The organism is Streptomyces puniciscabiei, assembly GCF_006715785.1.
Lineage (GTDB): Bacteria > Actinomycetota > Actinomycetes > Streptomycetales > Streptomycetaceae > Streptomyces > Streptomyces puniciscabiei.
In genome coordinates this window covers 6,377,081-6,398,840 of the sequence record NZ_VFNX01000001.1, presented here as the reverse complement: position 1 = coordinate 6,398,840, position 21,760 = coordinate 6,377,081, and the positions used below count along the sequence as shown (strand labels likewise).

16 protein-coding genes and 5 pseudogenes are annotated in these 21,760 nt (G+C 67.9%); 9 read left to right on the top strand and 12 right to left on the bottom strand.

Annotated features, from left to right (window positions below; genetic code table 11):
• Positions 1-96 precede the first annotated feature (96 nt).
• Both FB563_RS29690 and FB563_RS29685 read left to right on the top strand, forming a co-directional pair.
• Positions 97-996 carry a LysR family transcriptional regulator gene (locus FB563_RS29690; RefSeq protein ID WP_055704135.1) on the top strand — a complete coding sequence of 300 codons (900 nt, stop codon included), beginning with the start codon at positions 97-99 and terminating at the stop codon, positions 994-996.
• A gap of 329 nt (positions 997-1,325) precedes the next feature.
• Positions 1,326-1,526, top strand: a complete 201-nt coding sequence (locus tag FB563_RS29685) for a hypothetical protein (RefSeq protein WP_142218990.1) — start codon at positions 1,326-1,328, stop codon at positions 1,524-1,526.
• A 297-nt stretch (positions 1,527-1,823) separates the two neighbouring features.
• On the opposite strand, the gene FB563_RS29680 is transcribed toward FB563_RS29685, so the two are convergent.
• Complete coding sequence (locus FB563_RS29680) at positions 1,824-3,083, bottom strand: epoxide hydrolase family protein (protein WP_234357576.1); 1,260 nt, start codon at positions 3,081-3,083, stop codon at positions 1,824-1,826.
• 439 nt (positions 3,084-3,522) lie between these two features.
• Positions 3,523-4,092: a TetR/AcrR family transcriptional regulator gene (locus FB563_RS29675; RefSeq protein ID WP_055704137.1), complete on the bottom strand. Its 570-nt coding sequence runs from the start codon at positions 4,090-4,092 to the stop codon at positions 3,523-3,525.
• A gap of 255 nt (positions 4,093-4,347) precedes the next feature.
• Here FB563_RS29675 and FB563_RS29670 point away from each other — a divergent pair, with 255 nt between their 5' ends.
• The 3 genes from FB563_RS29670 to FB563_RS29660 all read left to right on the top strand — a co-directional run bounded on the left by FB563_RS29670 (position 4,348) and on the right by FB563_RS29660 (position 7,495).
• Complete coding sequence (locus tag FB563_RS29670; protein WP_244329038.1) at positions 4,348-5,760, top strand: carboxypeptidase regulatory-like domain-containing protein; 1,413 nt, start codon at positions 4,348-4,350, stop codon at positions 5,758-5,760.
• A 224-nt stretch (positions 5,761-5,984) separates the two neighbouring features.
• On the top strand, positions 5,985-6,896 hold the full coding sequence (locus FB563_RS29665) for an NAD(P)H-binding protein (protein WP_055704139.1): 912 nt from the start codon (positions 5,985-5,987) through the stop codon (positions 6,894-6,896).
• 83 nt (positions 6,897-6,979) lie between these two features.
• The gene (locus tag FB563_RS29660; protein WP_055710354.1) at positions 6,980-7,495 is read left to right on the top strand and encodes a YfbM family protein; all 516 of its coding nucleotides are present in this window, start codon (positions 6,980-6,982) and stop codon (positions 7,493-7,495) included.
• Positions 7,496-7,521: 26 nt separating this feature from the next.
• Here the strand turns inward: FB563_RS29660 and FB563_RS29655 are convergent.
• A protein-coding gene (locus FB563_RS29655) for an IS5 family transposase (protein WP_411573236.1) occupies positions 7,522-8,330 on the bottom strand; the annotation gives its coding sequence in 2 pieces (ribosomal slippage) (positions 7,522-7,973 and positions 7,973-8,330; 810 coding nt in all).
• A gap of 1,059 nt (positions 8,331-9,389) precedes the next feature.
• Between FB563_RS29655 and FB563_RS29650 the strand changes: the two genes are divergently transcribed.
• A complete protein-coding gene (locus FB563_RS29650) occupies positions 9,390-9,572 on the top strand; it encodes a hypothetical protein (protein WP_055709605.1) in 183 nt (60 codons plus the stop codon).
• A 589-nt stretch (positions 9,573-10,161) separates the two neighbouring features.
• Here FB563_RS29650 and FB563_RS29645 read toward each other — a convergent pair.
• From FB563_RS29645 to FB563_RS29625, 6 genes and pseudogenes are all read right to left on the bottom strand, one after another.
• A complete protein-coding gene (locus FB563_RS29645; RefSeq protein WP_142218989.1) occupies positions 10,162-10,452 on the bottom strand; it encodes a hypothetical protein in 291 nt (96 codons plus the stop codon).
• Between the two features lie 254 nt (positions 10,453-10,706).
• Positions 10,707-11,211, bottom strand: a pseudogene (locus tag FB563_RS45525) (IS701 family transposase); the annotation flags it as partial.
• A 40-nt stretch (positions 11,212-11,251) separates the two neighbouring features.
• Positions 11,252-12,328 (bottom strand): annotated as a pseudogene (locus FB563_RS29640) (glutamate synthase-related protein); the annotation flags it as partial.
• 50 nt (positions 12,329-12,378) lie between these two features.
• Positions 12,379-13,129: pseudogene (locus tag FB563_RS29635) on the bottom strand (transposase).
• A gap of 116 nt (positions 13,130-13,245) precedes the next feature.
• Positions 13,246-13,713, bottom strand: a pseudogene (locus tag FB563_RS29630) (FMN-binding glutamate synthase family protein); the annotation flags it as partial.
• A gap of 112 nt (positions 13,714-13,825) precedes the next feature.
• Complete coding sequence (locus tag FB563_RS29625; protein WP_055704920.1) at positions 13,826-14,614, bottom strand: alpha/beta hydrolase family protein; 789 nt, start codon at positions 14,612-14,614, stop codon at positions 13,826-13,828.
• Positions 14,615-14,928: 314 nt separating this feature from the next.
• On the opposite strand from FB563_RS29625, the gene FB563_RS29620 reads away from it, so the two are divergent.
• A complete protein-coding gene (locus FB563_RS29620) occupies positions 14,929-15,207 on the top strand; it encodes a hypothetical protein (RefSeq protein ID WP_055704919.1) in 279 nt (92 codons plus the stop codon).
• Between the two features lie 140 nt (positions 15,208-15,347).
• Positions 15,348-15,863: a hypothetical protein gene (locus FB563_RS29615; RefSeq protein WP_199832749.1), complete on the top strand. Its 516-nt coding sequence runs from the start codon at positions 15,348-15,350 to the stop codon at positions 15,861-15,863.
• A gap of 37 nt (positions 15,864-15,900) precedes the next feature.
• On the opposite strand, the pseudogene FB563_RS29610 reads toward FB563_RS29615, so the two are convergent.
• From FB563_RS29610 to FB563_RS29600, 3 genes and pseudogenes are all read right to left on the bottom strand, one after another.
• A pseudogene (locus FB563_RS29610) lies at positions 15,901-16,477 on the bottom strand (malonic semialdehyde reductase).
• 732 nt (positions 16,478-17,209) lie between these two features.
• Positions 17,210-19,519, bottom strand: a complete 2,310-nt coding sequence (locus tag FB563_RS43125) for a helix-turn-helix transcriptional regulator (RefSeq protein WP_055704917.1) — start codon at positions 19,517-19,519, stop codon at positions 17,210-17,212.
• Positions 19,480-20,064, bottom strand: coding sequence for an ATP-binding protein (locus tag FB563_RS29600; RefSeq protein ID WP_079048624.1), 585 nt, complete (start codon positions 20,062-20,064; stop codon positions 19,480-19,482). Before FB563_RS29600 ends, FB563_RS43125 begins: the two co-directional genes overlap by 40 nt.
• A gap of 157 nt (positions 20,065-20,221) precedes the next feature.
• Here FB563_RS29600 and FB563_RS29595 point away from each other — a divergent pair, with 157 nt between their 5' ends.
• Positions 20,222-21,757: a 4-hydroxyphenylacetate 3-hydroxylase family protein gene (locus tag FB563_RS29595; RefSeq protein ID WP_055704915.1), complete on the top strand. Its 1,536-nt coding sequence runs from the start codon at positions 20,222-20,224 to the stop codon at positions 21,755-21,757.
• Positions 21,758-21,760 lie beyond the last annotated feature (3 nt).

Below are 21,760 nucleotides of genomic sequence, written 5' to 3'. Positions count from 1 at the left end.
TGCCGGGACCAACCCTGGCCCCGGATACTGGCCCTGATCAACGTAAACTTCGGGCGCGTGCTGATAACCCACGCGTTATGAAGGGAGACCTGCCCGGTGGAACTGCGGGACATCGAGATCTTCCTGACGCTTACGGACGAACTTCACTTCGGTCGGACGGCGGCTCGTCTGCACGTCACCCCGGCGCGCGTGAGCCAGGCGATCGCGGCGCAGGAACGGCGGCTCGGTGGAATGCTGTTCGACCGATCGAACCGTCGGCGGATCCGGCTGACTCCGTTGGGGCAGCAGCTGCGTGACGATCTGCGACCGGTGTACGCGGGACTACAGGCCGGCTTGGAGCGCGCACGGCTGGCCGCCCGCGGAGTGACGGCGGTCCTGCGGGTCGGCATGCTCCCCTTCAACATCGCCGAACTGCACCACTGCTGGCGGGCGTTCCGTTCCCGCCACCCGCAATGGGAACTGCAGATCCGCCGTGCTCCCTACGTCGACCCGTTCGCCAGACTCCGCGACGGCGAACTGGACGTCCTGGTCGTGTTTCTGCCCGTGGAGCACCCGGACCTCACCGTGGGCCCCGTCCTCTTCAACGACCCCCGGCTGCTCGCCGTCTCCATCGAGGACGCTCTGGCCGCCCGATCGTCCGTGACCCTGGAGGCCCTCGCCGATCGCCGGCATGTCACGGCGCCCCTGATGCCCGACTACTGGGAGGACCGGTACCTGCCCTTCCAGACCCCGCGGGGCCGCCCAATCGAACGCAGCCAGAGCATCACCAACAGCGACGACCTGATCCACCTGGTCGGGACAGGCGAGATCGTGCATGGCTTCCCCGCCCACGTCACCCGGCACTGGTCCATGTCGCACATCCGCTGGCTGCCCATCCGGGACATGCCACCCCTGAGCTACGCCCTGGTCTGGCGTACCGAATCCGAGAACGAGCCCATCCGAGCACTCGCCCAAGTCGTGCGGGACCTCGGGCCGCTGAACTTCGACGACCGCTGAGCGGGCACCGAGTGCGGACCTTCACCAGGATTCCTTACTGCCGACGCTGATGAGGGTTGGCAAGCACAGTTGCAGGTACTGCTCGACGCCTGCGCTCAGCTCTCCAACCATCTCGACTACTCGGTGAAGTCCTCCCGGCGGGATGACGATCTCATTGCCGCGCAGGTCAGCGCCTCCAGGATCTCCGAGTACCTGGACGTGCCACCCGCCACCTCAGATGACGAGGTGCCCCGCACACCGAAGGCGGAGGGCCCCGTCATGTGTCCGAAGTGGACCGGGGAAAGCTCCGGAAGGCAACGGCGACGACGCCGTGACTGACCGGGGGACCGGTGCCGACCTTCGAAGAACTTCTCCACGTCAATCTGCCATCGCTGCAGTCGGCGGCCGAGGACTGGGCCGCCACGGCGACCTTGCTGAAGAAGGTTGTCAAAGAAGCCTGTGACGATGTTCGGGCGACCTCCACCGCCATGGCCCGAAGATCGACCGTCACGCTGCGTACGCGACCACAAGAAGTGGACCAGAGCCGCTGATCGAGAGGACGTTTGGCCGGCTGATGCAGCACCGCCGCCTTGCGAAACGGATATCCCGCTCACAACGCCGTGAACATTGATCAGATGCCCTCTAAGGCGTCCACGGCGCCGAGGAGGCACCGGCCTGGTGCACCTCGCCGTCCGTTCTTGACCGCACCCGTGGGCGAGTCGGCACCGAGGAGCACCCCGTGGCCCGAGCAGTTCAGTACGACTCCGCTATGCAACAGCCCCGTTCGCCGGATGCGCAAGCCCCCCGTGACCAGCGACCGCCACGCGGACGGCACAGGTGTGTGGCCCTTACTTTCCGACGGTGACTCGGGGGCGCAGCTGCCGGAAGGCAGCCCTGAGCTCCTCGCTGAAGATCCCCGGTACTTCCCAGGCCGCGAAGTGCCCCCCGCTGCGGGCTCTGTTGAAGTAGATGAGGTTGTGGTAGCTACGGTCGGCCCAACTTCGCGGCGCCTGGTAGATCTCACCGGGGAACACGGTGATCGCGGCCGGTATGGAGACTGACACGGCATTGAAGTTGTTGGCGTTGTTCTCACAGTAAAGGCGGGCGGAGGAGACAGCCGTGTTCGTCACCCAGTACAGCGTGATGTCGTCGAGCATCTCGTCCTTGGTGAGCACCCGTTGGGGCTCGCCTCCGCTGTACGTCCAAGCGGCGAACTTGTCGTACATCCAAGCGGCCAGCCCGACCGGCGAGTCCGACAGCCCGTATCCCACGCTCTGCGGGCGGGTCACCATCATGGCGGAGTAGCCGGAACCTGTCTTGTAGAAGGCGGCGAGCTTGTCGTACGCCGCTCTCTCGTCGACGGACAGCGTCTTCGGAGCCGGATCGCCACAAGCGAGTCTCTTCGCGATGTCCGCGGGCACGGTGGCCGGAAAGTTGACATGGATGCCGAGCAGGCCCGCGGGTCGTTGCACCGCCATCTTGTCCGACACGACCGCTCCCCAGTCGCCGCCCTGGGAAACATAGTGGTCGTATCCCAGGCGCTCCATGAGTACGGCCCAGGCGCGCGCGATCCGGTCGGGGCCCCATCCGGTGGTGGTCGGTCTCTCGGAGAAGCCGTAACCGGGCATCGATGGGATGACGAGATGGAAGGCGTCCTCCGCGCGCCCTCCGTGGGTCGTCGGGTCGGTGAGCGGATCGATCACTTTGAGGAATTCGAGGACCGAGCCGGGCCAGCCATGCGTAAGGATCATCGGCAGGGCGTTCGGATGCCGCGAGCGGACGTGGAGGAAGTGAATGTCGAGACCGTCGATCTCGGTGAGGAACTGCGGCAGGGTGTTCAGCCTGGCCTCGGTCCTCCGCCAGTTGTAGGCGGTGCTCCAGTAGTGCGCGAGTTCCTTCAACGTCGCCAACTGCACACCCTGAGACTGGTCCGTGACGGTCTCACGGTCGGGCCACCGCGTCTCGGTGATGCGCCGCCGCAGATCGGTCAGCACCTGCTCCGGGACACTGATGTGGAAGGGGCGGACAGCGACGCGCTTGCTCGCCGTGTCCGGCTTCCGGACGGAAGAACCGAGGTCTCCCGCGGCCGCCACGGTCGCCGCGGTCACCGCAGCGCTGGAAGCGACGATGAACTTTCGCCGAGAGTACCCCCGGGAAAAGACCGGCACGTGGATCTCCTCAGGTCGTACCTCTCTCTTCCGAGAGTGGCTGCGATGGGTGCATCGGGGATCCGGCGCGATACTCACACGCCTCGGTGTGTGCGCCGCGGGCAGTGCGAACGCTCGTCCGTGGACACTGTCATGAACTTACTGCAACGGTATGTACCTCTCCGTATACATGCAACTCGGCTCGAATCGGCTCCAGACCACCGGACCATGCCAACAGGTCAGCCAAGGCGGTGGTCTGCAGGTCGTGCGCCCTGGTCTTGATCGGCTGCGCCACCAAGCGGGGCGCCATCCATGGACCAACCCGCAGGACCGGACTACCAGCCCGGCTTCCCGAGTGCCGGGGTGATACCGAGTCCCCGAAGTGGTCGGGGGCGCAGGCTCAGTCGGCCGTCGTGACCGCGTCCCTGATGAGGCGGCGGGCGGCCGCGTCGGTACGGGCGACGTCATGGGTCACCAAGCGGTCCTGGCACAGACCGCGCAGGCCGGAGACGAGGAGCGTGGCCGCTGTCCGCGCCTGCTGTGGCGGGTGACCCAGCCGGACGTAAGCCGCGGCGATGGGGCCGATCATGACCTCGACGGTCTCGGCCGCGATGTCGCCGTACTGCTCGGGATCGGTGGCGGCCAGGCTGAGCAGCTGCAGCAGCATGCGGACCGGCCCGGACTGCTCCCCGACGGTCATCGCCTCCCACAGGGTATGAGCCGCCTTGCGCAGCCCCGCGCTGTCGCGGACGTCGTCGAACATCGCGTGCGCGTCGGGACGGCAAGCGGCCAGCGCCTGGGCGAGCAGGTTCTCACGGCTGCCGAAGTAGTACAGAAGCATGCGCTTGGTGGTGCCGATCGACTCGGCGAGCGGACTAAGCGACATCTGCGCGACGCCGTGCTGCTGGAGGTGGTTCACCACCTGCTTCAGCAGCTCGGCGCGCTTCTCGGCGTTGACGGGGCGAGGCACGCTTTGACTGTACCGACCGGTACGCGTAAGGTCCAGCAGACGTAAATGTGCCGATCGGTACGTTAATGGAGGTGGCGCCATGGCGACGGTCAGGCGCGGCACAGCCGAGGGAGGCGCCGTGAAACTGGTTGGATCGCGAACAGTGAGGGACCACCGGTACCGGAGAGGCGGCCAAGTGGTGACCGGGGATCCGGTCGGCCGAGTGTGCCGCGGTCTCTGCGGCATGGCCCGCCGTGGCGGCCAGAGGGTGGTCCTGTGAAACACCGGATCGCGCGTCCCCGGGCCATATCCGTGGCCAGAGTCCTCGTCGAGACCCTCACGATCCCGGCCGTGCTCTTCCTCGGCCTGCTGTTCAGCTTCCCCATGGCCTTCCACCAGCCTCAGCCCCACCACGCCAAGCTCGTGATCGCCGATCCCGCGGTGGAATACAGGGTCGAGACCGCACTGCAGCGGCAGCATCCCGGCGGGTTCGACGTCACCACCGTCCCGGACGCCCGGGCAGCCCGCCGGGCGGTGCTGGACCGGGACGCCGCGGCAGGCTTCGCCGTCACGGGCAGACATGCCGCCGTGCTCTACGTGGCCAAGGCCAACGGCGCGTCCCTCGAGCAGGCGCTGACCAAGGGCTTCACCCAGCTCGCGGCGCACAACCACCAGAAGCTCACCGTCACGGACGTAGCCCCCACGGTCAGCAAGGACGGGTCCGGCGCGACCCTGGTCTACTTCGGGATCGCCTGGAACGTTCCCGGCTACATACTCGCCACGACCTTGCTGCGGGCGGTGACCTTCAACCGGCGCAAGAAGCTCATCACGGTCGCGGGCGCCGCCGGCCTCTTCAGCGCCGTGGGTTTCCTGGTCGGCGTGGGACTGGATTTCTTCCCCAACGACCCCGCGGCCCTGGCGATAGCCTTCCTGCTCACCACAGCCGTGGCCACGTTCTCCCTCGGCATGGCGCCCTTCGTCAAGCACTTCTTCCCCCTGGCGGGTCTGGGCCTGTACGTCGTGCTGAGCGTTCCCTCCAGCGGCCTGGTCCCCGTCCAGCTGCTGCCGGGGTTCTTCCAGGGCCTGCACGCCGTCATGCCGCTGGGCAACGCGGTCGACGCCCTGAGAGGAGTGCTGTACTTCGACGGCGCCGGGGTGCTGAAGCCGGTCCTCGCGCTGTGCGCGTGGATCACCGCGGGTTGGGCGCTGCTGGGCCTGGACGCCTGGCACCACCACCGCATGGCCGTACGACGGGGAGCGCAGGACGAGCCGCAGGACATTCCCGAACCGCCGGTGGAGGACCCCTCCCTGGAGACGCCCACACCCACCGCGCTACCGGTCCACCCCCACCACTTCGGCGAGCCGTTGCCGATGCTGGAGGGCACCGTCTACGACGGCGAACAGCAGCCCGTCCGCCATGCCGCGGTGACCGTCATGGACACCGGCGGCCGGCAGTTGGTGCGCACCACGACGAACGCGCGCGGAGACTACGCCGTGACCGGACTGCCCGAGGGATACATCAGCGTCGTCGTCTCGCACCCCGGCCGGGACCCCCTGGTCCACCAGAAGCTGCTGCAGTCCGGTGTGGCCGTCCGGGCCGACTTCACCCTGCACGACCGGCGCAACGGCACGTCAGTCCGCGCGGGCGCTCAACGCCTCGACCTCGGACACGCGAGACACGGATCCTGAGACCACACGGATGGCCCCAGCCGGGGCCGACGAGGTCGATGCGCCCTGCTCGATGCACACCGCGACGATCTTGGTTTCCCGGGAAGCCGCCGTGCCGCGTGGCGGTGGCCCCCGGCGCCATCGCACGGCTGGAGGATGCGGCCGAAACCATCGCTCTCTTTGCTGGACGTAAGCGGAAGACAAGAACGCCGGGATCGGCAACGGCCCGGGCTGGAGGGAAACGCATGTCTGACAAGAATCACGCCACGGTGGCGGTCACCGGGGTGACCGGTGCGCTCGGCAGCCGGATCGCGGCCCGACTCGCCGACCACGGCGTCCCGCAACTCCTCGTCGGACGTAGTCCCGACCGCATGCCCGAACTGCCAGGCGCCCAGCGACGCGGTCCGGCCGCCTACGCCGACGCGGCAGACATGCGCAGGGCGCTCGAGGGCGCGTCGACCCTCATCCTGGTCTCCGGACACCGTACGGGTCGCCGGCTGGAAGAACACGCCACCGCGGTCGAGGCCGCGATCGCGGTCGGCGTGGGCCGGGTCCTGTATGTGTCCCTCGTCAGCGCGGCGCCCACCGCCACCTACCTCAACGCCCGTGACCAGTGGCTGACCGAACAGTTCCTGGCAGGGACCGGGATCCGCCACACAGTGCTCCGGGCGGGCTTCTACGCGGCGACGCCTGCCGCCCTCGCCAACGAGGAACTTGTCGTAAGCGGCCCCGCGCCGACAGGCCGGGCCGCCTTCGTCACCCACGAGGACATCGCCGACGTGATCACGGCCGTCGCCATCGAGGACGGTCCCCGCTCCGAGCACGACGGCGCGACCCTGGAGATCACCGGGCCCGAGGCCCTGACTCTCGACGAAGCTGTCACCCGGATCGCCGCGGCCACCGGTCAGCCCTACCGCTACGAACCCGAGACCCTCGAGGAAGCCTTCGCACGGCGTTGGCGACTGGGCATGAGCGGGGAACAGATCGAGACCTGGATCTCGTGGTATCAGGCGATCGAGAGGGGCGAGGTTTCCGTGGTCACCGACGTGGTTCCTCGACTCACCGGCTCACCGGCGACCCCGATCTCGAACGCAGCCTGGTGGCCCGCGCCGAACACCGCCCGGGGTACCGCTGGGCTGAGGCGGAAGCGAAGCTAAGACGTCGTTTCTTATGGCTATCGGCAGGCAGTAGGCGGATGTGACCGGAGCGATGTCAGAGTCTGCGGTTAGGGTTCGCGTCCATGGGCATCCACTGCGAGTACGTCCGTCTCTCCCCTGCTGAGCTGCAGCGGTCGTTGAGCGATCCGTCCTGGGCGCAGGAACACATCGACGAGCTGGGTGATGCCTGGGCCGAAGAGGACCCGCTTCCACCCGAGAAGGCGCCCTACTTCAGCATCGAGAAGTCGTGGCACAAGCTGCACTACCTCATTGCCGCCCACGGTGGCATGCCGGTCGATGTCATCCACGGAGGGGCTGAGCTTCCGTTGGAGGACGACATGGACTTCGGCCCCGCCAGGTATTTGAGCCCCGAGGACGTCGCCCGGGCCAGCGGCTGCCTCGCCACCACACCGTTTGACGAGTTGGCCCGACACTACGACTTGGCGGCCATGCGCAGCGCCGAGATCTACCCCCTGCCGGAATCCGAAACCGAGGTCCCCTCGGACCTGGACACCCTGCAGCACCGCTACGAGGAGCTGACCCGGTTCTTGTCCGCTGCCGCCACCGCAGGCGATGGCGTAGTCCTCATGCTGGTCTGACGCGGCTCCCAGCCTGTCTGCTCGGATCATCTGTCCAGACGGCGTTGGCAGATGAGGGCTGCGGCTATGCCGACGAAGGCGAGGAAGTGCTCGGCCTTGCGTTCGTAGCGGCGGTGCAGGCGGCGGCATCCGGCCAGCCAGGAAACCGTCCTCTCGACCACCCAGCGGTGGCGGCCCAGCCGTGTGGAGGACTCGATGCCCTTGCGCGCGATGCGGTGACGGATGCCTCGCTTGCGGAGCCATCGGCGCAGGTGGTCGTAGTCGTATCCCTTGTCGCCATGGAGCTTGGCCGGTCGCCGGCGGCGCGGGCCGCGCCGGGAGCGGATGGGCGGTATCCCACGCACGAGCGGTTCCAGGCCGAGGCTGTCGTGCATGTTGGCGCCGGAGATGCCCAGTGACAGGGGCAGACCGTTCCGGTCGGTGATCAGGTGGATTTTCGATCCGCTCTTGCCGCGGTCGGTCGGATTCGGTCCGGTCAGTGGCCCCCTTTTGCCGCCCGGACACTGACAGAGTCGATCGCGCACCGCGACCAGTCCAGTTCACCGCGGGCGCCGAGTTCGTCGAGGACGACCCGGTGGAGACGAGCCCACACCCTGGCCCGGCTCCACTGGGCGAAGCGCCGGTAGACCGTGGGCCAGGCCGGACCGAACACGGGCGGCAGTTGACGCCAAGTGCAGCCCGAGGTGGCTACAAAGATGATCGCCGCCAGAGTCTCTCGGTCACCTGCCCGCCGTCGACCCCCGCCCTGCGGACGCTTCACCTCAGTCGGTGGGACCACCCGCCGGAACAGGACCCACAACTCATCCGGCACCAACCGCTCAACCAGATCCGTCATGCACGGTTCAACGAGCGACCACACCAAAAGAAACGACCTCTAAGGCGGTGCGTGGTCGAAGGTGCGGCCTCAGGGTGGCGGGACGCACGACAATCGACGGTGCCGCGAAGTGCTCACGCAGGTGGTCGGCGGCGCGCACGAGATCGTCGGAGCTGAACCCGCTGCCGGCGAAGTCGCCCAGGGCTCCCCGATGCCGGCGAGATTCGCATTGGGGACCGCGATTCCGTGTCCGGCCAGCTCCCGGCGGATCCGAGCAGCCGCCAACCAGTCCCTGCCGCACGTAAAAAGCAGGGGCGAATACGGGTACGCCCAAGGCGTCCCCCCATGAAGGCCCAGGCGAGCCTCGGGAGCACTGTCCATCAGTGCGTGAAGGACTGCTGCAGTACGAGAACAAGGCTGACACCGAGGACGAGTGCGATCACTCCCAGGACCATCACTTTCGTCTGATCGCTCATCTGCGGCCGTTCATTCGTGCGGAGGGCTCGGTTCCTACCGGCGACTCGAAGTCCTTGACGGGCCGGACAGCGAGCCGGCCGTCGCCCGCACTGCAGGCCCGCAAGAGCTGCCGGACACACCCGACATCCGCGCGGGCGAGGGGAACGTGGCCACTGGTTTTCTGCCTGGCCAGAATGGCACGGCAAGGAACTGAGGCACATCACATGATCTGGTGATCGGTCCGTCCGTTCCCTCCCCTGTCGCGAGTAACTCCTCCTTACTGGTGACCGTGCGATGGCGACGAGATACTCGACGGCACCCACAGGGATCGCCCTGAGTCGGTCTTTCTGCGGTCAAGCCCGAAAGGGACGCCTCGAAGGGGGATGGCGGGTCATACGCCGACCAATCACTCGATCGTGCGATGCTCCCCGCCCTTTTCCGATCCATAGTGATTCCTGTTAGCGATCGATAAAACAAGGAGAAATAATCATGAAAAAGCTCGCACATCGCATGGGGATCGCGACTGCGTCTCTTGCAGTCGCCGCAGGTGCTCTCTTCGCTTCCAGCGGTTCGGCGAGTGCGGCCGCTTTCCCGGCGGACACGCCCACCTCCGCCCAATCAGGTGTGGTTGCGGGGACGGGAGCCACCGGCTGGAACCACGGCGGGTACGGCGGAGTCAGGAGTGATGGCTACCGCCACCACGGGAAGTCCTCGGACGGGCACTGCGGCCGCTACGCCTACGACCGCTTCGACCGCTTCTACCCCTGGGTCTGGGACCAGCTCACGGAGTTCGGACACGTCAACTGACCGGGGTGTCCGTCAACGCGAACCAACACCTGCCCCGTCGGCCTCGCCCCCCAGGACCCGCGTCGCGCCGGCGCATCGAACGTCCACGAACCAGGCTCGAGTCCACCGCTTCCAGTCCGCCACGGCGCAAGATCATCGCTTCGCCGGCCGCATGTGACCCCGCTGATGGTGCCAGCGCACGCTGCGCCGGCGTGTAGACCTGGTCACTGCCCAGTCCCATGTGGAGGAGAGGGAGTCTCATCGTGGCCAGAACCTCGTCCCCGTCATTGTGGCTGGAGGAGCGCCACCAGCTTGCGGTGAGGCCGCAAGCTCCTCATCCACGCCTACCGCGTGCTGCGCGAACTCGACGCGGCACACCAGGGAAAAAGCCCAGCTCACGAAACTGATGGTGTTGGTATTTAGTTCCCGATAGAAGCCGGGGGTGTTTTGCACGATGAGCGGTATTGACAGTGCCCTGAGCTCTACGCCAGCTGAGTCCCAGCCTTACTCGTCTTGTCACACGTGCACCCCGGAGTGCGCCACCACCGATCTCGACTCTCCGAAGTATGAGCCAGGCCAAACATTCACAGACGGACTGGAGCCCTGGCTTTCAGCGTGGCTGGCAGTCGGCCAGGAGAATCACTGACATAAAATGCCATTCACCCATCCCCTCGTTGAAGCTGATGAGCCGACAATGATTGACACGGTCATCTGGTTGATCGGATTCCGCTACCACGTTGCCCCCGATCGCATAATTCGGTGCTTCTACCTGGTCGACAACGCCAGGGACCAGCAAGAGGCTCGGCGGATCGCCGCCGAACGGGCAGAGACACCCGCCGAACGTGGACGACGCAAGCACCTCATTCTTGACCAGGCTTGGACCGAAATACGGTGCCTGCACTGTGACTCCCTCGGCAGATGGAAATTTGAGCTCGCGGAGGATTCCCGCTGAACGTCGTCCGCCACGGCCCAGCATGGAAGCACCAAACCGGGGATGGTGTAGTAGCGGTGAGTCAGTCAGAGCCGGGGAGCGTAGCGAGGGGCTGGCATGGGTGGGACGGTCTTGGACGGGCTGTCCCACCCACGTGTGGCCGCGCCGCATCTAGTGACAGCGGCGGGCGCGTCCTTGGTGGCGACGCCGCCATCCGGACCAGTTCACCGCGTGGTCGCGGCATGCAGGAGGGTGGCGGGCCTCAGCTGCCGGCAGACGACGGATTTCAGCTGGTGTGAGGTCCACGAGGCCGGGTGCGTCGGCCGGGTCACCCCATTTTCTCACTTCTGGACGGCCCTCACCGTGAGGAACGCGTGGGCGAGCATGGTGAGCGTGATGTGCCGGCACCATCCCATGTAGCGGCGGACCTCGTACTTCTCCGACAGTGGCCGCCGGCGGGGCGCAGGCGAGGTAGTACGCGATTTCGTCGGGCCTGCTCATGCTGCGGCGGCCCAGCATCCGCCGCTGCCGGGTCGGCTCGTCGCCGTCGAACCCCCACACTGCGGGCAAGCCGGCGGCTGCCCAGTCGTAGGACCGTTCTCCCTTGGCTCCCGCACCCGCCGACAGATGCTGCCATGCCTCGGGCGGGGCCTGGGCGAGGACGTGATCGATGCGCGGGCCGTGCACGGGCCGCGACTTGGGCACGGCGAAGAGCGGCGGGGCGCCGGCGTCGATGGCGCACCCCGCCCGCTCACCGCGGCGGGACCAGTCAAGCGGCGAAACGATCAGGATCGGCGGCCTTCCAGTCCACCGCCCAGGACTCCGGCGGCTCGATCAGCAGCTGCCCCGGGTCCAGCCATTCATAGAGCTCCGCGTAGGAGCGGACCGTGACCGGATCCACGCGCCGGCGCAGCATGTGCGGGCGCAGCTCGGCCGGTCCGTTCACGCCCAGTGAGGCGATGATCTTCAGGGAGCTGTTCACCGTGGCGGACTGGAAGCGCTGGACCCGGACCGACTTGTCGTCGACGTGCAACGCGCGGGCGCGGCGCGGGTCTTGTGTGGCGACTCCGGCGGGGCAGGTGTTGGTGTGGCAGCTCTGCGCCTGGATGCAGCCGATCGCGAACATCATGGCGCGAGCCGCATTGGTGAAGTCGGCGCCCTGCACCATGCGCTTGACGATGTCGGCTCCGGTGGCCACCTTGCCGCTGGCGCCGATCCTGATCCGGTCCCGCAGGCCGGCGCCGACCAGAGCGTTGTGGACCGTGATGAGGCCCTCGGTGAGGGGGCTGCCCAGATGGTCTGCGAACTCCAGCGGGGCGGCTCCGGTACCGCCCTCCGCTCCGTCGACGATGATGAAATCGGGCGCGGTGCCCTCCTCGATCATGGCCTTGCACACCGCCAGGAACTCACGCCGGGAGCCCACACAGAGCTTGAAGCCGACCGGCTTGCCCCCGGACAGCTCGCGCATCTCGGCGATGAATCGGATCAGTTCCCGTGGGGTACTGAAAACCTCGTGGTACGGGGGCGAGATGACGGTCCGCCCCTCGGGGACTTCGCGTACCCGGGCTATCTCGGCGGTGACCTTCTCCCCGGGCAGCACTCCTCCGATGCCGGGTTTGGCTCCCTGGGACAGCTTCAGCGACACACACTTCACGCTGTCGTGAGCAGCCTTTTCCGCGAACCGCGCCCGGTCGAAACGGCCGTCCTCGGTGCGGCAGCCGAAGTATCCGGTACCGATCTCCCACACCAGGTCGCCACCGTGCCGCAGATGGTATTCCGACAGGCCGCCCTCACCCGTGTCGTGTGCGAAACCCCCGAGGGCGGCGCCCTGGTTCAGGGCGAGGATGGCGTTGGCGGACAGCGAGCCGAAACTCATCGCCGAGACATTGAGCCTTTTCAACGTTGCCTCTCCAGGGTGAGGACTGCGGCGGCGATGTCCGTCATGCGGTTCGGGCTGCAGCGGCTGCGGCGGAAGATCCGCCAGGACTTCAGGCGGGCGACACCTCGTTCGACGGGAGCGCGGGCCTGGGCGAGTGCCCGGTTCAGCGTCCGCTCGGTCGGTGACAGTTCCGCCGTTGGGCGGGCGGCGGATGGCGGTGGTGGCCCAGGAGCCGGCGCCGATGTAGGCGCGGTCGGCGACGATCGGGACGCCCTGGCGTTCGCAGATTCGGATGATGCGGTGGGTGCGTGCGGCGGTCAGATCGTGAGCACGGCCCGGCAAGGCCGGCGAGATCCACAGAAGCTGGCCTACGGGATCGGTGACGACCTGCACGTTCACGCCGTGGCGCCGGTGCTTGTGGGAGTAATCGGCGCGTCCGTCGCCCAGGCGGTCGCACTCGCTGAGGGTGCCGTCCAGGAGTACGTAGTCCGGGTCGTGCTCGCGCAGGGTCTTGAGCAGGCCCGGCGCCCGGTCGGCGAGGAGCCGCACGACGGCGGTGGTGTAGGCGTGGGCGGTGCCGACGGATATGCCGAACCCGGCGGCGATCTGCGCGAGAGTCTCGTGCTTGCGCAGGTAGGCGAGAGCGACGAGGGCGCGCTGGTGCGGCGGGAGCTTGCAGCGGCGGTCACCCTCGCGGGTGACGATAAGCATCGTGACCCACTCGACCAGCGCATGAGGCAGGTCGAGTGCGGCAGGATAGGGAACCAACAGGGCTCCTGGACCGGCAGGTTGAGACTTCGAACACCTCACCCAACGGCACGGGAGCCCTGTCCGTTGCGGGCACCAAGGTCATCACCCGATCGGTGGCCACGCTGAAAAGGCTCATTGAACAGGGCCATGTCGTAGGGCTTGGTGCAGTCCGGACCACCGATGCGGACCCTCGGCTGCTCCGCCGGCACCGGGCGTGGCCTCATCGACGACTCGAAGTACTCATAGCCTTCGGCATAGACGTTCCGTTCGGTCCCGAACGGTTGCTCCGCTTCCAAGCCCTTGGCCCGCTGATAGACGAGACTGCGCACATCACGGTCGTAGGGACGGCCGTCGTAATTGCGCTCAATGAAATACTGCTGCAACTCCGGCCGGATCGACTCCAGCATGAAGCGCACATGTCCCAGCACAGGGTAGTTGCGCAGCACCGAGTGGCGCTTTTGGAGGAGATCGTAGGTACCCACGCCCGCCAACGCCGCGCACAGCACGGCGGCTGGCCACCACCAGGGAGATACGGTCGCCCCGAAGGATCCGAATGCGACTGCGAGGACTCCAATAAATGCGATCGATGCAATTCTAATCACGTGCGAAACCTACTCCTGTCCCAGTAGCGTCACAATGTCTGCATGATGCGATATGCGGCACATTCGGCGTATGTGCACGGAAGTCCTATCAGCTCGGGGTATGCGAATTCCGTCACGCCGGCCCGGCCTGGACCGAACCGCGCGCGTAACGGCCGGCCCATGCGGCCAGCAGCGTCGCGACATAGCGGGCGTCGGCACGATCGGTGAGCAGATGGTCGGCGCCATCGATCGCGACAAAGGACTTGGGGTGCCGTGCTGCGTCGAGGATCCGCTGGGCGTTCTCCACACCCACCGTCTCGTCGATCGGCGAGTGCAACACCAGGAGCGCGTGACGCAGCCGGCGGATGCGCTCGGCCTGAGGCTGCGCGGCGATGTCGTCGAGGAACTCCCGACGGATGTGGAACACGCGGCCTCCGAGACTCACCTCGGCCTCCCCGTTCCGCTCGATCTCCTCCCGCCTGCCGCCGAACATGTGCACGACGTGCTCCGGCTCCGCAGGCGCACCGATCGTGGCCACCGCCGCCGTCTCGGGTATCCGGTGCGCGGCGGCCAGCACGGCTGCGCCGCCCAGCGAATGCCCGATGAGGAGCGACGGTGCCGTGAAGTTCTCGCGCAAGTGGTCGGCGGCGCGCACGAGATCGTCCACATCGGAGCTGAATGTACTGTCGGCGAAGTCACCCCCGGACTCACCGATGCCGGTGAAGTCCACACCGAGGACCGCGATTCCGCGTTCGGCCAGCTCCCGGCAGATCCGAGCGGCCGCCAACCAGTCCTTGCCGCATGTGAAGCAGGGGGCGAATACGGCGTACGCCCAAGGCGTCTCCTCCGGCAGGTCCAGGCGCGCCACGAGCGGGACGCCCTGCGAGCCTACGAACTCGATATTGCTACTGCGCCTGGACATCCTGGCCCTCCACGCCCCCGACCCCGATCTGGTTTCGTGCGCCACTTTTCTTCGGCAGACGACCGCCGAGTCAAGAAAACTCGAGCGATATCAGCTCTCTGGGCAGAGTAGACCGGAAAGGAACTGAGAACATCGCACAGTCTGGCGATCCATGTGACTACCAAGTCTCGGCTCAGGCCCACAATACATACCTGCAGCATGGCCCCACCTGGGCAGCAGTCAATCACCAGATCATGCGATGCACTACGCACCTTCCTGATCGAAACTGGCCGCGTTGGCAGTTTCTGCTCCCCGGAAACCAGGGAATGATTGTTTTGCGCACCAAGAACAAGCTCGTACAGCGTATAGCGACCACCGCCGCCGCTCTGGCATTCGCCGGAGGCACCCTCCTCGTCGCCGGGGGTTCCGCGAACGCGGCTGCTCTTCCGGCCGACGCGCGCGTCCCCGCCCGAGCGGGTGCGGTGGCCGAGACGGGAACCGTCGGTGGGCACCACGACGGACATCGCGGACACGTCTGGGACTGTTCCACGTACGAACGCTTCTACCCGTGGATCTGGGAGCAGCTGAAGACGTTCGGGTTGGCACGCCCGTAGTGGGTGACACCGGCATCGCCCGCGGCCCGAGAGGTTCGGTGGCACACCGCGGGAATATCCGGAACGACGTTACGGCTGTGCCCATGTGGAATCCGGGAAACCTGCCGGTGTCGGAGGAAGTGCACGAGGACGGACCGCAAGTGACCAAGGAACATAGCGGCCACCGCGGCCTCGCGCCGGACCGCCGCAGGAGGCACACCGCTGAGCTGCTCGCCACGTGCGCCGCCTGTCTCATACCCTGGACCGTGATGCTGGGGCTGACGCTGCCGTCGTCCCACCACGTGCACCAGTGGCGCCTCACCTGGGTCGGATTCGACGTGCTGCTCATCATCGCGTTGGCGTCCACGGCGTTCCTGGCCTGGCGGCGCAGCCGTTCGGTCATTCTGTACGCGCACGCCACAGCAGTCCTGCTGATCTGCGACACCTGGTTCGACATCTCGCTCGATGTCGGAACTGAGGACGTCTGGATGGCGGGGGGCCTTGCCCTGGCCACCGAACTGCCGCTCGCCGCCTTCCTCATCCGCCGGGCACACTCCCTGATCGCCCTGCTGCCATGGCCGCCCGCGCACATCGCCATCGGTGACACCGCCGGGAGCCGGACGGAACCGGTCCCGGAGGGGGAGACCCTCCCCCCGGGCCTGCGGACGCGTGGATGACCGGAGGGGTTCCGGAGCTCAGATGCCTGGCAGTGGATCAGACGGTCGTGACCACTTGGGCGTACGTCAGGCGTGGGGAGCGCGGGAACCAGGCGTTCTCGCCCGGCCTGCCGATGCTGACGACGGCGAGAACAGAATGCTCGCCGTCGCTGAAGAACTCCTTGTCGATGCCCTCGGCGTCGAAGCCGGTCATCGGTCCCGCGGCCAGGCCGGCCGCGCGGACGCCGATGATGAAGTAGCCGACCTGGAGGAGCGCATCGAGCCTTGCGGAACGCTCACGCACCGCACGCTCGGCGAAGAGATCCCTTGCCTGCGGGAAGTGGGGGAACTGGCTCGGCAGTTCCTCGTGGAACTCATTGTCCGCGGCCAGGGGCGGCCGCGGTCTTCTTACGGTTTCCCTCGGACAGGTGTCCGGTCAGGCGTTCACGCGCCTCGGCCGAACGAACCGGTACGATGCGCAGCGGCTGCTGGTTCATGCTGGTGGGACCGTACTTGACCAGTTCGCAGATGGCCTTCACCTGGTCGTCCGTCACCGGGTCGTCGGTGAAGGTGTTGGCGGTACGAGCCTCCCGGAACAGAAGGTCCTGGGCTACGGGGTCGGGTGCGAGTGACATGGTGAACCTCTCACTGCCTGTGCGGCTTTGGCATCCAGGTGATTCGGCGAACTGAGAAACAGAGGAACTTGGCGCTGACAGCAAGCAGATGGACAGCCGTCGTGGTCGTCCCGACGAGCCCCCACAGGAGGGGACCGGAACAGCACCATGCAAGCAACAGGCTGACCAGCGCAGCGAGAGCCGCCATGGGCAGGTGGAAGGCGGCCCATATCCACGTGCCGGCCGGGGCGGACCTCTCCGGCTTCATGGGGGAGCCACCGTACGCGACGGCACCCAGCCCGACGAAGGCGAGCGTCGCACCGGCGAGGAGTGCCAGGACTTCGGCCGTCCCTGGGGCGCCCCGATCGGACGACGTCACGGCGGTGGCGGTCCACAGCGCCAGGGTGTATCCGTGCGGCGCCGCGCTCGCGGCCACGGCTGCACGGAGCCGGCCGCGGTATCCGCGTCCGGCGACCGCGCCGGTGCCGACCGACCCGGGCCGCGGTTGACCATCCATCCGCGACACCGGGAATAGTCCTCCCACACCGGTACTCCTTCTCGAGCGCCTGGTACGCGGACCGGTCTGCGCCAGGGGAACGACCCGGTCGGTCTCCGGGCTCAGCCGTCCGCATGTGATCGGATCGCTGTCGGCACCGTGCCTGTGGCGCCGTCGCGAGCAGGATCACCCGTACGTCAGCCGCCTGCATCGCCCATTCACGGGATCTCGCCGCCGCGCCCCGCCGCAGGCATCGCTCAGTCCGCCCCGTCGGCGATGCCGCCCCGTTCGATCGCCAGCCGGGTCAGTTCGACTCGTGTGTTGATGCCGAGCTTGGTGAAGATGTGCTTCATATGCGTGTTGACGGTGTGCACGGACACGTAGAGCCGGTCGGCGATGGCCCGGTTGGTGAGGCCCTCCACGACGAGCGGGATGAGCTTCCGCTCGGATTCGGTCAGGCTCTCCCATCCCGCCGCGCCGGTCGTGTGGTGCCGTGGGGCAGCTGTGCGCACGCCGAACTGTCTGAGGCGCCGCATGATCCGTTCGTGATCGCGCAGGGCTCCGCATGCCGACGCCAGCTCACCCGCCTCTTCGAAATACGGGATCGCCGACGTGCTGTCGCCCGACGCGGCCACGCGGTCCCCGAGGTCCTCGCAGACCGCGGCCAGGGCCAGCCGCCTGCCGGTGCTCCGGTAACCGGTGACGGCCGACGCCAGTGCGCCCCGGTCGTGGTGGAGCAGGCCGTCCACATGGGCACGGACTGTCCCGACGATCTGCTGGCCGCCGTCCTGTGCGGCCAGGGTGCGCAATGCGCCGGACACGGCCTGCGCGAGCGAGGGGTCCTTGCCGCGGAGCGCCATGCGCACGATCCCGGGCCAGTGGGACGGCGGCACCGCAAGCAGGCGTGCCGGCTCGGCGTCCGTGAAGCTGCCGCCCATCGCCGCTGCCGCTGCGGTGTCCCGGCCCTCCGCGTCGGCCAGGCAGGCGCGTGCGAGCGACACCCACAGGCCGAACCGTTGGGTGCTCGTGCCGGATCCGGCTTCGGCGGCGCGGAGATGGTCCCTGGCTTTGGCGAGGTCACCGCGTCTGATCTCCACCAATGCCAGGACGGAGCGGGCCTGCGGATTCGGCTGGGTGATCTCGAGTTCGTCGGCCACCATCAGACTGGACTCGGCCTCCACGGCCGCGTCGTCCAGCGCCCCCTGTTCGAACAGCGCGCAGGCACGGCTCGCATGCCAGTGGGGAAGCGACCAGCCCAGGCCCAGCGTCTCTGCTTCGCGCTGCCCCTCCCGCAGCACCCGCTCGGTGTCCGCGAGCCGGTCGGTGGCGGTCAGCACCGTGGCCAGCCACAGCGCGGGAATCCGCGGAGGCCGCAGGTAGAGTACGCCGGACTCCGTGCCGGCGGCGCGTGCCGTGGCCTCCTCGGCGAGCTCAAGGGCGCGGGCCAGGCGCCCACGGTAGAAGAACGTCTGCGACTGGAACACCATGGCGCTGACGACGACGGCCGGGTCCTCGCTGCGGTAGGAGGCCTCGACCAGTCCGATGTCGGTCTGCTCGGCAGCGGTGATGTCCCCGAGGTACACGTGGCCCGTCGCCTTGGTCTTCAGCAGCCTGATTCGCAGGTCGGTCGGCAGCCCGGGAAGGACCAGAGCCTGCTGGAGGTGTGTCATCGCTGCGGCATCGTCGCCCGCGGCCTGGTGGATCTCGGCAGCCACCAGCCGCAGACGCGCCTCCTGCACCGGCTCCAGCCGGTCCGACAGGGTCGCGTCGACCAGGTCGAGCGCCTGGTGCACCCGGCGGGTCCGGCCGAGGTACTCCGCGGCGTCGGTCAGCAGGGCGATGCGCCGCCGGTCGTGCAGGGGCAGCAGTCCGGCGATCTGCTGAGCCAGGTCCGCAGCCGCGTCAGGGGCCGACGAGGACAGTTCCCGTACCGCGGTGGCCAATGTGGTCACGGCGTCGTCGTCGACCGGGCCGCCCGACAGGACGACGTGCCAGGCCACCTCGGCCGATCGTGCCCCGTTGCCCCGCAGAATGTCGGCGGCCTCCCGGTGCAGAGCGGTCCGTACGGCCGGCGCCAGATTCTCGTGGACGGCCTGCCGCATGAGGTCGTGGCGGAACGCCAGTCGCGGCCCGTCGCCGGAGAGCAGACCGGCGTTCAGGGCCGCCTCGACGCCCGACAGCAGGCTGCCGACCTGCCTGCCGAGCATGCGGGCGGCCGTACCGAGGTCGAACTCCCGGCCGAGGACGGACCCGGTCTGGAGGAGGCGCACGGCATCCTCCGGGAGCCGGTCCAGACGCGCGGCGACGCTCCGCCGGAAGCCGACGGGGATGCCGTCGTGCAGCAGGCTCGCCACGCCCGCCTCCACTTTGACGGCGTCCGTGTCGACGAAGGCGCGCACCAGTTCGATCGCCAGGAACGGATTGCCCCCGACGCCCCCCAGGAGCCGGGCCAGACCGGGTGACGGTTTCGCCCCGAGGACGTCGGCCGCGATGTGCTGCAGCTCCTGCTGCGGCAGGGGACCGAGGGTCAGCCACCGGGCTCCGAGGCGTTCGAGGTCCTCCCGCACCCTCGCACGGTCGGCCGCTCGGTCTCCGACCGTACCGCCAGCACCCACAGGATCCGCGAAGCCGCCAGTCGCCGGGGCAGGGTGCGCAGCACCAGGAGCGTGGCCGGATCCGCCCACTGCGCATCGTCCACCAGCACGGCCACCGGGGCGCGCTGGGCACGCTCCTCGAGAGCGTCCGTGATGCTGTCCAGCAGCCACAGCCGCTGATCGTCGGTGGCCGCGGCCGCTCGTTCGGAACCGTCGGGGAACTGCAGGGCGGACTGCAGGGCGGCTCCGGCGGCGTACTGGTCGAGCTCGTCGGCCCGTACGGACACCACGTCGAACCCGGACCGCCGTGCCATCTCGTCCAGCTCCGACAGCAGCCGGCTCTTGCCGACGCCGGGTGCGCCTTCCACGACGACGCAGGCACCCCGCCCGCCACGCACCGCGTCCAGCGCCTCACGGACGGCAGCCATCTCGCGGCTCCGTCCCCTGAGGCGCAGGCCGTTCACGGCCCGGTGCCCACGCCCACCGGGCCGGTCACCCACGGGGTCTGTGCTGCGCATGGGGCCAGCATGCCGCACGGCCACATCGCCCTCAACGCCGGTTCATGTGTGCCCGGCGCTTTCACCCGGGTGATTGCCGGTTCCGTGCCGTCCGCTCACCCCGCCACGACACATCCTTCGGGGCGTCCAGATCTCTTGCCCCCGAGAGGAGCACGACGTGCGTACAGGCAAGGAATACCTCGCGGCACTGAACGACGGCCGCACGGTGTGGGTGGGTGACGAACTCGTCGACGACGTGTCCACGCACCCCAAGACCAGGGCGTACGCCCGGAGCATCGCGGACTTCTACGACCTGCACCACCGTCCCGACCTCCAGGACGTCATGACGTTCCTGGACGAGGACGGTGTCCGGCGGTCCATGACATGGTTCCAGCACCGCTCCAAGGAGGACCTGTTGCGCAAGCGGCGCTACCTGGAGACGGTGCAGCGGGAACTGGGCGGCGGTGCGATCCCGCGCACGCCGGACGTCAACAACTACGTCCTGCTGACCTACGTCGACGACCCCGAACCCTGGAGCAGCCAGTCCGTCGGGACCGACGGGCGGGACCTCACCGGTGGGATCCTCGACTTCTGGAACGTGATGCGGGACGGCGACCTCAACGCGACGCCGGCCTTCGTCGACCCGCAGGCGGACCGCTCCCGCGATTCGGCACAGGCCATCTCCCCCGCACTGCGGGTGGTCGCCACCTCGGACGAGGGCATCACCGTGCGGGGTGTGAAGTCGATCAGCACCGGCGCGGCCTTCGGGGACTGGATCCACATCGGCGTCTTCTACCGCCCCGGCATCGTGTCGGAGCAGATCATCTACGGGGCGGTGAAGCCCAACACCCCCGGGGTCACCATCATCTGCCGCGAGAGCAACGTCCGAGACGGCGAGGAGGTGGAGCACCCGCTCGCCTCGCAGGGTGACGAGCTGGACAGCATCATCGTGTTCGAGGACGTGCTCATCCCCTGGAACCGGGTCTTCCACATCGGCAACCCCGAGCACGCCTCGCTGTACCCGCAGCGCGTCTTCGACTGGTTGCACTACCACTCGCTGGTGCGTGCCATGGTCAAGGCCGAGCTGATGCTCGGTCTGGCCCTGCTGATCACCGAGCACATCGGCACCTACCAACTGCCGCCCGTCCAGGCGCGGATCGCCCGGTTCGCCGGCTTCCTCCAGACGCTCAAGGCGCATGTGATCGCCTCGGAGGACGAAGGCTTCTTCACTCCCGGCGGCATCTACAAGCCGAACGTCCTGATGTTCGACTTCGGGCGGGCGTACTACATCGAGCACATCACCGACCTGACCCACGAGCTCATCGACCTGTCCGGTCGTGCCGCGCTCATCTATCCCACCGAGGGGCAGTGGGACCGGCCCGAACTGCGGCCCTGGCTGGCGGCGTTGCAGACCGGGCCGGTCGGCAGGCCGCACGACCGGCTGAAGATCAGCCGCGTGATCCGCGACATGTTCCTCTCCGACTGGGGCGACCGCATCAGCACCTTCGAGAACTTCAACGGCACGCCCCTGCTGGCCATCCGAAGCCTCACGATGAAACGTGCCGAGATGTCCCCCACCGGCAGCATGGCGGACCTCGCGCGCAAGGTCTGCGGCATCGAGAGCGTGAGCAACGACGGGGAGCAGGGGACCGCGTACCTGGCCCAGGCGGACTACGCCCGACGCCAGGACGCCTCTCGTCAGAACGCCTCGTAGCAG

Bases quoted from the DNA above. Each gene is read 5' to 3' on its own strand.
- FB563_RS29665 (WP_055704139.1), top strand. From the start codon at position 5,985: ATGTCTGACAAGAATCACGCCACGGTGGCGGTCACCGGGGTGACCGGT.
- FB563_RS29600 (WP_079048624.1), bottom strand. From the start codon at position 20,064: ATGCGCAGCACAGACCCCGTGGGTGACCGGCCCGGTGGGCGTGGGCAC.
- FB563_RS29625 (WP_055704920.1), bottom strand. From the start codon at position 14,614: ATGTCCAGGCGCAGTAGCAATATCGAGTTCGTAGGCTCGCAGGGCGTC.
- FB563_RS29660 (WP_055710354.1), top strand. From the start codon at position 6,980: ATGGGCATCCACTGCGAGTACGTCCGTCTCTCCCCTGCTGAGCTGCAG.